This window comes from Streptococcus sinensis, from assembly GCF_000767835.1.
Lineage (GTDB): Bacteria > Bacillota > Bacilli > Lactobacillales > Streptococcaceae > Streptococcus > Streptococcus sinensis.
In genome coordinates, this window is sequence record NZ_JPEN01000086.1 from 1 (window position 1) to 11,183 (window position 11,183).

Here is an 11,183-nt window from a genome sequence, read left to right on the forward strand (position 1 = left end):
GGGACGACGAAATCGAATTCTAACGAATTACCGATTTCTGTCCCACTCTCATTTTTTTGGATTTTGTTTGGTGAGATTGATGCCCCATGGGATTAGGTTTTCGGTTTTATTTCGAATCCGCTGGATATTATCACGGTGACGAATGATGATAATAGCTGCCAATAGGATAATAATCAAGGTAAAAAGGAGATCATAGCTAGGTAAAAGAAAGCCAAAAGCTGGGAAAAGCAAAGCGGACAGGATGCCCACGATTGCGGAGACCACGCTGGCTAAGGAAATCATACTTCCCAGATAAAGGGTCGTCACAAAGACAAGTATCAGATAGATAAAGAAAGCTGGTGAAAAACCAAGAACGACTCCCGCACTAGTCGCTACAGCCTTGCCACCCTTAAAGCCAGCAAAGATAGGAAAGGTATGGCCAATCACAGCCAAGAGACCGAAAATCAGTGGTGAAATCCCCTCAATATGCAGGAAAAGCGGAAGCAGAGTTGCCAGTGTACCTTTGAAAAAGTCAATCACAAAAGTTGCGGTACCGGCCGTCTTTCCCAAAATCCGGAAAGTATTAGTCGTGCCAGTATTGCCACTGCCGTATTCGCGGAGGTTCTTTTTAAAGAAAATCTGCCCAATCCACAGACCTGTCGGAATGGAGCCCAATAAATATGCTAGTATTAATCCAATTATCGTGTTCATCATGATTTCATTATACCATGATTTGGGGTTTGGACAAAGAACTATTCTGAGAATATTTTTAAGGAATTGTCTAGTCTGACTCTTGTAGCTATGATGGATTTCAGTTGGCTGAGTGGAAATTTAGGCTTTATCGGCCTTTTCAGAGCTATTTTTTAGAAAAACTTTGCAAAATTTGCCAAAAACCTGTAAGATAATAAGGATGACTATCATGTAGGAGGTTCCTTGTGGCAAAAAAGGAAATCAATATTCACAATTACAATGACGATGCCATTCAGGTATTAGAAGGGTTGGATGCGGTCCGCAAACGTCCGGGGATGTATATCGGATCGACCGACGGAGCGGGACTTCACCATCTGGTTTGGGAGATTGTGGACAATGCTGTCGATGAAGCCCTGTCAGGCTTTGGTGACCGAATCGAGGTTACGATAAACAAGGACGGCAGTCTGACTGTCGCAGACCACGGACGCGGGATGCCGGTCGGCATGCACGCTATGGGCATTCCCACGGTTGAGGTCATTTTCACCGTTCTTCACGCCGGCGGTAAGTTCGGTCAAGGAGGATATAAGACCTCAGGCGGTCTCCACGGTGTAGGTTCCTCTGTCGTCAATGCCTTGTCCAGCTGGCTGGAAGTGGAAATCACGCGCGACGGCACTGTTTACAAGCAGCGCTTTGAAAATGGCGGGAAACCTGCCACCACACTCAAGAAAATCGGCACTGCACCTAAGTCCAAGTCTGGGACCAAAGTGACCTTCATGCCAGACGATACGATTTTTTCAACGACGGACTTTAAGTACAACACCATTGCTGAGCGGCTGAAGGAATCTGCCTTCCTGCTCAAGAATGTCCGCCTGTCACTGACGGATGCGCGTACTGACGAAGAAGTGGAATTTCACTATGAGAACGGGGTTGAGGACTTTGTCAGCTATCTCAATGAAGATAAGGAAACCCTGACTCCTGTTCTCTATTTCGAGGGAGAGGAGAGCGGCTTCCAAGTTCAGGTGGCCCTCCAGTACAACGACGGCTACTCGGACAATATCCTGTCCTTTGTCAATAACGTTCGCACCAAGGACGGTGGGACCCATGAGACGGGGCTCAAGTCTGCCATTACCAAGGCCATGAACGACTATGCCAGAAAGACAGGCCTGCTCAAGGAAAAGGACAAGAATCTAGAAGGCTCGGACTACCGCGAGGGTCTAGCTGCTGTCCTGTCCATCCTGGTTCCAGAAGAACACCTCCAGTTTGAAGGCCAGACCAAGGACAAGCTGGGCAGTCCTTTGGCTCGTCCTGCCGTGGACTCCATCGTCTCTGACAAGCTGACCTTCTTCCTCTTGGAAAATGGCGAGCTGGCGTCCAATCTCATCCGCAAGGCTATCAAGGCCAGAGATGCCAGGGAAGCGGCTCGCAAGGCGCGTGACGAAAGCCGGAATGGCAAGAAGAATAAAAAAGACAAGGGTTTGCTTTCTGGTAAGCTGACTCCGGCTCAGTCCAAGAACCCAGCCAAGAACGAACTCTATCTGGTCGAGGGAGACTCTGCCGGCGGCTCTGCCAAGCAAGGCCGTGACCGTAAGTTCCAAGCCATCCTGCCCCTGCGCGGTAAGGTTATCAATACTGCTAAGGCTAAGATGGCCGACATTCTCAAGAACGAGGAAATCAACACCATGATTTACACGATTGGAGCGGGTGTTGGGTCAGACTTTACCCTTGAGGATGCCAACTATGACAAGATCATCATCATGACCGATGCGGACACCGACGGTGCCCATATCCAGACCTTGCTGCTGACCTTTTTCTATCGCTATATGCGCCCGCTGGTCGAGGCCGGCCGCGTCTATATCGCTCTGCCGCCTCTCTATAAGATGTCCAAGGGCAAGGGTAAGAGCGAAATTGTCGAGTATGCTTGGACCGATGGCGAACTGGACGAACTGCGCCGCAAGTTTGGCAAGGGTGCCATGCTTCAGCGCTATAAGGGGCTTGGTGAAATGAACGCTGACCAGCTCTGGGAGACGACCATGAATCCTGATACCCGCACCCTCATCCGTGTCACCATCGAAGACCTGGCTCGCGCCGAACGCCGTGTCAATGTCCTCATGGGCGACAAGGTCGAACCACGCCGTAAGTGGATTGAGGATAATGTCAAGTTTACGCTTGAGGAGAGTGGGGCGTTTTGAAAGAAGTATAGATAAAAGGAAAAAATGAATGAAAAATAAGGTTTACTATGGAGAATATTCTCTGGATCATTGGATTAAGTTGATATTAAAGAAGAATATTGTGTTACCTGAATATCAACGTTTTTATGTTTGGAATCAAGAAAAGGTTAAAACATTAATTGAGAGTTTTAATAAAAAAGAATTTGTTCCACCGGTCACTATTGGAGCGTACACGGACGATGAGGGACAGAAGAATTTAATTTTAGATGGACAACAACGTTTATCGTCTATATTCCTCGCTTACTTAAATTTATTTCCAAATCGTAAGTGTGAAGATTGGGCTCCGAAAGATTTCATTCCTCTAGCTGATACCAATGATGATTCTGAAAATGATGAAGGTAGCAATTATAAGGGAGTGGAGTGGAATTTTAATAGACTTCTATCGATTGGAAGTACAAAAGTAGATATAAAACAAAATGTAAAGACGGGGCAATATAATACTCTAAATTTCGAGATTGGTGAAGATTTTTTTAAAAATAATTATTTAGGCTTTTCTTTTATAGTTCCGAGTTATGATGGGGAAGATAACAAAAAAGAGCAAATTAAATTTTACTCTTCAGTTTTTCGCCATATTAATATTCAAGGAGAAGTATTATCAAATTTAGAGAGCAGGCGTTCTTTATATTTCTTGAATAGTGCTTTAGAACGATTTTTTGATCCAAGTAGTTTTAAAAATATTAAACTAAATGATAAAAAACTTGATTTTGTGAGATATTTAGCAATTCTTGATAGTTTTGAAAAACAAGATTATGATATTAATAAGGTCGCAGCAGGAAAAGGAAATAGACTTGAACAGTTCTATGCAGATTATGTTTATAACATTGCTGAAGAAGGGGACTTTGATTTTGATAATAAAATTTCTTTACTTGATGAAAATTTAAAGTTAGATTTTTATCCCCGAGATTTCCCCTCTATTATTGACGCAGATATCTATATGTTTGGCTTGATTTATTTTTCTATTTTCCAAGAGAAGAAACTGAATGTTTCTAAAATTCGTAATTTGTGCAGTAAACTTAAAAATAAAATAGAGGAATTAAAAGAATTTAAGATACAGCCAGATGAGATTTATGGTGGTTACCTTTATCCTGAAGGTTATGACGTTGGATATTACCATCAGAAAAACCCTAATGCCTTGAAATATATAAGAATACGATTAAGAGAATCACTTGAATTGTATAAGGAGTATTTTAGTGAGTAAGCATACAGATTTTATTTTAACTCCTATAACTACTATTTTGGAAGAAGCAGTTGCTGCAACTTCTAGTATTGGTGATGGAATTGAAACCTACCCTTTGTGTGATTATATTTTACAAGCTGTATTTCTGAAAATGACAGGTTTTCAAGAGCAAAAGATGAAATGCATTGCTTGGGAATTAGGAACAAATGATTTCGAGTTTCGATATTGGTGGTTAAATAAAGCTAATTTAGGAACTTACTCAAATTATGATTCTAAAAATAATATTTATACAGAATTTTGTAAAGTACTTAAGAAAATAAATGTAGACTTTAGCATAAATGATATCGATAGAGAGGATTTATTAAAGAATACTACTAAAAAAATTAGGGAAATATTTAAAGATTCAAACCTAATTTCTTGGGCTCGTGCAGATTTTTCTTATTTTGTATCAGATGATTGGACTGATATTGATCAATTTTTGAAAGATGAAAATAATATGTTTGTGTCAATGCCAAACGAAAACAATAGACCTAAGAAGCCAGAGAGAAAAAAAAGAGATAGTGAGCAAGGATATGAAGATAAACTTAGGGAATATAATAGGAGAGATACTATTTATATTAAAAATATAGAGCATAATTTAAAATGTAAGTATGAAAATATGTTTGATCAACGTAATCGATTAGCACACAATACTTTATCTTATCAACAAAATTTGCCAACCTTAGCTAAATTAGTTAATGAAACTCAAGCAACTAGAAATTATTTTATTTGGTTCGGACTTTTGACTTTAATTGATAATATTTTTATAGAATTATATCGACATTATCAAGAAGGATTAGAAGAGGAACTTAATTATTAAAAGTAGTAAAAAGGAATTTGCATTTGCCGATGTGAGATGTTCTTCCCCATCCTTAAAACAAAAAATTCTCACCAGATTTTCGGACAAGCTCTTCAGAGCGTGAATGAGTCCGTCCGATTTTCGGACGAGGCCTTTCTTGGCAAATTCTGTTTGTCCGAAAATCGGACGAGTGTTNTGCAAGAGCAAAAAACTTTTTCCGAGAATCGGATGGAGTAAAAAGTACATTAAAATAAAAAATTAGGAGATTGTAAAAATGAAAAAAATTTATGGAACTACCAGTTTGGATGTTAAATCTTTAGAAAACAACGAATTTTTCCAGCTCATATCTGAGAGCATGGAGGAGATTGCGGCTTTTAATAAGGCTAACAAGGTGGATGCTATTTACACGACTAAGCTGGCGGAGATGGAGCAGCTTTTGGCTAAGCTCCAAGGCGGGCTTCATCAGACCAAGTCCAGCAAGCTGGTGGCTAGTCTGGATCGGGCTGACCGTGAGCGTGACGATGCTTTGGCTACGCTCCAGTCTTTGGTTCGGGCCTTTGCACGGGTCAAGGATGCAGCGACCAAGGAAGCCTACGAGACCCTATCTCAGATCCTGAAAAACTACAGCGGCCTCGCTGGAACTAGCTTTGAAAAGGAGACCGAGGGGATTAACCATCTGCTTCAAGAGCTGAAAAAGCCAGCCTATCAGCCAGCACTGGCTAAGCTTCATCTGGAAGCCCATGTCGATAGTCTGGCAGCGGCTCAGAAGGCCTTTGACAAGGTTTACAAGGAGCGACTGACAGAGCTCAAGGGCAAGGCTCCGAGCCAGAATAAGACCGTCCGCCTCAAGCTGCAAGAAATCTATGATTTCCTTGTGGACTTTACGGCTATCGGTGCTTACGCTTATCCCGAAAGAACTCACATGGTCAATCTCCGCGACCACCTCAACACTATCCGCAGCCGCTATAAAAAACGCAAACCAACTAAGAAGGTGAAAGAAGAAGCGGCAGAGAGCAACTAGAATATAACTAAATTTAAGATGAAAAATTGTTAGTAGTCGCATCGGATTTGAAAGGAGTAGAAAATGATAATCAGACCTGCAAGCACAAATGATTTTCAAGCTATTTACGCCCTTTATCAAAATGAAAAATGGATGTCTTTTACAGAGGAAAAAGTGACATCACTATTTTCAACAAATCTGTCTCATTACGTGGTAGTTGAAGAGAACCAGAAAATCCTTGGTTTTGCCCGCTACTTGACAGATGAAATCATGACGACCTTTTTAGCTGAGATTATCATTGATAAAGCCTATCGCGGAAAAGGATTGGGACGGCGATTGATCGCTGAAATTCATCAAAAACACCCTTTGACTCGCATTGAATTAATATCAGAAGCGGATGGATTTTATCAGACAGTAGGTTTTAAACCTGTGGGAACAGGGCTTAGAAAATCTGAATGAGAGGAGCCAACCATGACGCTTGACAATAAATTGGGTCTGATGGATTCACTTGAACTAGCTAAGATTGAAGAAAAAATCAGCAAAACCCGAGCGAAAAAACTTTTTGAAAAGCGGCTTCTAGACGATAAAGCAGCTGGAACTTACGCTACTCTGGCCTTTATTCATGGGTTCTTGTTTGAAGAAATCTATAACTTTGCCGGTCAGATTCGGACAGTCAATCTCCCCAAAGGGAATGTTCCCTTTATGCCTGTCATGTATCTGGATGCTTCCTTGAAAGATATCGACCACATGCCTCAGCGAACCTTTGATCAGATTATCGAAAAGTATGTGAAGCTAAATATCGCCCACCCTTTTCGAGAAGGGAACGGCAGAAGTATGAGGCTTTGGCTGGACCACCTACTCAAGGCTGAGCTGGGGCAAGTCGTGGACTGGTCTCAAGTGGACAAGGAAGATTACCGCCTAGCTATGGAGCGCAGCCCTATTCGAGACACCGAAATCAAGCACGTCCTCAAGCAAGCCCTCACCAAGGACATTCATAACCGTAACCTTTACATGAAGGGCGTAGACCATAGTTACTACTATGAAGGCTATAGCCTATATAAAGCTGAGGAGTTGTGAGATAAGAAAGTTTGCCTTATAGACATACCCTCTACAGAATCAAGAATCTCCACTAAAAAGGTAGGTATCCCCATGAGAACTGAACCCGAAATGCTAGATTTAATTTTGCAAACTGCAAAAGAGCTTCAAGTCGAAGCTGTCGCCATGTCTGGCTCACGGACAAATCCAAATGCTCCCAAGGACGAGTTCCAAGACTATGATGTGGTCTACATTGTGGAGGATTTGGATGGTCTGGTGGCTGACCTTGCTTGGTTGGAAAGGTTTGGCAAGCGCATCATCGAGCAGCATAACGTACTTGACCATCGCCGTCTGTATCTTATGCTCTTTGAAGATGGCAATCGGATAGATTTGACCCTCTGCCCCAAGGAGCACATCAAAGAGTGGATAGATAGCGAAGCGGATTTCACGGTGCTGGATGACCCGCAGGGGCTGTTTGTTCCTTATGCACCGACACCCAAGCGCTATTGGACGGCACCAGCCAGTGCGATTGATTTTGATAAATCTTGCAATGAATTTTGGTGGGTCTCAGCTTATGTAGTCAAGGGCATTTGTCGAAATCACCTTGTCTATGCGACGGATCATCTCTATGGAATCTGCCAGCAAGAATTGCTCAAGCTGTTAGCTTGGCAAGTAGCAGTAGATAAGGGAACGGTTGATGTCGGTAAGAACTACAAATACCTCTTTCGGTATTTGCCTGCCGAGAAAGAGAAAGAATTTACAGCCTTGCTTAACTTTTCCGATCAGAAAAAAATCACCAAGTCTCTCTTAGCTACCATGCACTTTTTCCACAAAGAAGCACAAGCTTTCTCTCTCAAAACTGGCTTCCATTATGACAAAGTAACCGCAGAGAATATGATTGGGTATGCTAAGGAAAGACTCGAAACAAATGAAAAATCTACAAAATAATAAGATAACAAAATTTTTACTGATTAGTTTTCTCATTTCTTGGGGATTTGGTTGGGGATTGCTCGCTTTTCTGACGCAAATGAGTCTCTTAAGTCTAACAAGTCCGCTGGGCTTTTTTCTCCATCTACTAGGAGGTTTCGGTCCAACCATTGCAGCCATTTCTTGTTTGCCTCAAAAATCAATTAAAAGCATAGTCTCTTTTATCTTAGGGGACTCAAAGAAATATATTTTATTATTTCTTTTACTAATTTTCGTGCAGACGGGTGTTATTGCTTTCTCGTCTAAGGAGATTAATCCAGCTTTTCCGCTAGGAAATTTGTTTGTTGTTTTTTTGAGTGCAGTCTGTTTTTATGGTGGAGAAGAAGAATTGGGATGGCGAGGCATCTTGCAACCAACTTTGGAAACTAGATTCTCCTTTTGGATTTCCAGTTTGATGACAGGTTGTATTTGGGCAGCATGGCATATACCTTTATGGTTTGTGATTGGAAGTTCCCAAAGTAGGATGCCTTTTATATTATTCAGTCTATTTGCAATTTATCTCAGTGTTCTTCTAGCAGCTGTTTTCAAAAAGACTAAGTCGATCCTCTTTTGCGCCATTTTTCACGGTCTAATTAATACCCTACTTAGCTTATTTGTTATTAAAATTAATCTTTTATTCATTCTAGGATTAGTAGGATTGCTCTTCTTTTCTCACTACCTACAAAGAAACTGTTAAATTTATAAAATATAGATTTACTTTGCAACAAAACAATAAAAAGAGAATTATTATGTCCAATATTCAAAACATGTCCCTTGAGGACATTATGGGAGAGCGCTTTGGTCGCTACTCCAAATACATCATTCAGGAGCGGGCCTTGCCGGACATTCGCGATGGCTTGAAGCCTGTGCAGCGCCGTATTCTTTATTCGATGAACAAGGATGGCAACACCTTTGACAAGGGCTACCGCAAGTCAGCCAAGTCAGTCGGGAACATCATGGGGAATTTCCACCCTCACGGTGACAGCTCCATCTACGATGCCATGGTTCGTATGTCTCAGGACTGGAAGAACCGCGAGATTCTCGTTGAGATGCACGGTAACAACGGTTCTATGGACGGTGATCCACCGGCGGCTATGCGTTATACCGAAGCGCGGCTGTCCGAGATGGCTGGCTATCTTTTACAGGATATCGAAAAAGATACCGTTCCTTTTGCTTGGAACTTTGACGATACCGAGAAGGAGCCGACTGTTCTGCCGGCAGCCTTTCCTAACCTCTTGGTCAATGGAGCAACTGGGATTTCCGCTGGTTATGCGACTGATATTCCGCCTCATAATCTAGCCGAAGTCATTGACGCGGTCATCTATATGATCGACCATCCGTCGGCCAAGGTGGACAAACTCATGGAGTTTCTGCCTGGTCCAGACTTCCCGACAGGAGCCATTGTCCAAGGTCGTGATGAGATTAAGAAAGCTTACGAGACTGGTAAAGGCCGGGTCGTGGTGCGCTCCAGAACTGAGATTGAAAAGCTAAAGGGCGGAAAAGAGCAAATCGTCATCACCGAGATTCCTTACGAGATCAATAAAGCTGTCTTGGTCAAGAAAATCGACGATGTGCGGGTCAATAATAAGGTGGCTGGCATTGCTGAGGTGCGAGACGAATCCGACCGGGACGGTCTTCGCATTGCTATCGAGCTCAAGAAAGACGCTAATACCGAGCTGATTCTCAACTATCTTTTCAAGTACACTGATTTGCAGGTCAATTACAATTTCAACATGGTGGCGATCGACAATTTCACGCCTCGTTTGGTGGGGATTGTACCAATCTTGACTAGTTATATTGCCCACCGCAAGGAGATTATTCTGGCTCGCAGCCGCTTTGACAAGGCCAAGGCTGAGAAACGACTCCATATCGTGGAAGGATTGATTCGGGTGCTTTCTATCTTGGACGAGGTGATTGCCCTGATTCGTGCTTCCGAAAACAAAGCAGACGCCAAGGAAAATCTTAAGGTCAGCTACGATTTCACCGAGGAGCAGGCTGAGGCTATCGTCACTCTCCAACTCTACCGTTTGACTAATACCGACGTAGTGGTGCTGGAAGAGGAAGAAGCAGAGCTGCGCGAGAAGATTACGATGCTGGCAGCTATTATCGGTGATGAGCGCACTATGTATAACCTCATGAAGCGTGAGCTCCGCGACGTCAAGAAGAAGTTTGGAAATCCGCGCCTCAGTGAGCTGCAGGATACGGCAAATGCCATTGAGATTGATACAGCTAGTCTGATTGTGGAGGAAGAGACCTATGTCAGCGTGACTCGTGCTGGTTATATCAAGCGGACCAGTCCGCGTTCCTTCTCTGCTTCGACCTTAGAGGAGATGGGCAAGCGTGATGATGACCGCCTGATTTTCCTCAGCCCAGCCAAGACGACTCAGCATTTATTGATTTTCACCAGCCTGGGAAATGTTATTTACCGGCCTGTTCATGAGCTGTCAGACATCCGCTGGAAAGAAATCGGTGAACACCTCAGCCAGACCATCAGCAACTTTGATACCAAAGAAGAGGTTATCTATACAGAATTGCTGGACAGCTTTGAAGAGGGGACTTACTTTGCAGCGACCAAGTTAGGTCAAATCAAGCGTGTAGAGCGCAAGGAATTTAGTCCTTGGCGGACCTACAAGTCTAAGTCACTCAAGTTCGCCAAGCTGAAAAATGAAGATGATCAGGTCATTGCTCTGGCGCCGATTAAGCTAGACGATGTCATGTTAGTGACTACAAAAGGCTATGCCCTGCGTTTCAATATCGAAGAAGTGCCAGTTGTCGGAGCTAAGGCAGCCGGAGTAAAGGCTATCAACCTCAAGAAGGACGATGTCCTAGCGGCAGCCTTTATCGCCAACACAGACTCGCTTTACCTCCTGACTCAGCGCGGTTCGCTCAAGCGAATGGCGGTCGCAGACATTCCTGTTACTAGTCGGGCAAATCGCGGTCTTCAGGTTTTGAGAGAGCTTAAGACCAAGCCGCATCGTGTCTTCGCAGCTGGTCCAGTCTATGGCGAAGCAGCAGACTTTGACCTCTTCACAACAGAAGCTGAAGCTAGCGAAGAGCAGATTTTGCAGGTGCTTTCTAATAAAGGAACTGCCTATGAAATTAATCTGGCTGACCTCAGCCTGTCTGAGCGCACCAGTAACGGCAGCTTTATCTCTGATACTATTTCAGACGAAGAAGTCTTCTCAGCTTATATCAAATAATCCATATTAGAGAGTGGGACAGACAGCCATGACGACATAGCCGTCACCCACAGAAACACGAAAATAAAGA

The 11,183-nt window shown here is 43.2% G+C and carries 10 protein-coding genes; 9 read left to right on the forward strand and 1 reads right to left on the reverse strand.

The window, feature by feature from the left end; translation table 11 throughout:
* Positions 1 to 48: 48 nt before the first annotated feature.
* Positions 49 to 693, reverse strand: a complete 645-nt coding sequence (gene plsY, locus SSIN_RS07540) for a glycerol-3-phosphate 1-O-acyltransferase PlsY (protein ID WP_037617553.1) — start codon at positions 691 to 693, stop codon at positions 49 to 51.
* A gap of 221 nt (positions 694 to 914) precedes the next feature.
* On the opposite strand from plsY, the gene parE reads away from it, so the two are divergent.
* From parE to parC, 9 genes are all read left to right on the forward strand, one after another.
* A complete protein-coding gene (gene parE / locus SSIN_RS07545; protein WP_037617555.1) occupies positions 915 to 2,858 on the forward strand; it encodes a DNA topoisomerase IV subunit B in 1,944 nt (647 codons plus the stop codon).
* A gap of 28 nt (positions 2,859 to 2,886) precedes the next feature.
* Positions 2,887 to 4,095, forward strand: a complete 1,209-nt coding sequence (locus SSIN_RS07550; protein ID WP_037617556.1) for a DUF262 domain-containing protein — start codon at positions 2,887 to 2,889, stop codon at positions 4,093 to 4,095.
* Positions 4,088 to 4,933, forward strand: a complete 846-nt coding sequence (locus SSIN_RS07555; protein WP_037617558.1) for a hypothetical protein — start codon at positions 4,088 to 4,090, stop codon at positions 4,931 to 4,933. The genes SSIN_RS07550 and SSIN_RS07555 overlap by 8 nt, the downstream gene beginning before the upstream one ends.
* Before the next feature lie 253 nt (positions 4,934 to 5,186).
* Positions 5,187 to 5,933: a DUF6261 family protein gene (locus SSIN_RS07560; protein WP_037617562.1), complete on the forward strand. Its 747-nt coding sequence runs from the start codon at positions 5,187 to 5,189 to the stop codon at positions 5,931 to 5,933.
* A gap of 63 nt (positions 5,934 to 5,996) precedes the next feature.
* Positions 5,997 to 6,371: a GNAT family N-acetyltransferase gene (locus SSIN_RS07565; RefSeq protein WP_037617564.1), complete on the forward strand. Its 375-nt coding sequence runs from the start codon at positions 5,997 to 5,999 to the stop codon at positions 6,369 to 6,371.
* Positions 6,372 to 6,383: 12 nt separating this feature from the next.
* The gene (gene fic / locus SSIN_RS07570; protein ID WP_037617567.1) at positions 6,384 to 6,989 is read left to right on the forward strand and encodes a protein adenylyltransferase Fic; all 606 of its coding nucleotides are present in this window, start codon (positions 6,384 to 6,386) and stop codon (positions 6,987 to 6,989) included.
* Positions 6,990 to 7,061: 72 nt separating this feature from the next.
* Entirely contained in the window at positions 7,062 to 7,895 is an 834-nt protein-coding gene (locus SSIN_RS07575) for an aminoglycoside 6-adenylyltransferase (protein ID WP_037617570.1), read from the forward strand.
* Positions 7,876 to 8,610, forward strand: a complete 735-nt coding sequence (locus tag SSIN_RS07580) for a CPBP family intramembrane glutamic endopeptidase (RefSeq protein ID WP_037617572.1) — start codon at positions 7,876 to 7,878, stop codon at positions 8,608 to 8,610. The genes SSIN_RS07575 and SSIN_RS07580 overlap by 20 nt, the downstream gene beginning before the upstream one ends.
* 52 nt (positions 8,611 to 8,662) lie before the next feature.
* Complete coding sequence (gene parC / locus SSIN_RS07585) at positions 8,663 to 11,113, forward strand: DNA topoisomerase IV subunit A (RefSeq protein ID WP_037617575.1); 2,451 nt, start codon at positions 8,663 to 8,665, stop codon at positions 11,111 to 11,113.
* Positions 11,114 to 11,183 lie beyond the last annotated feature (70 nt).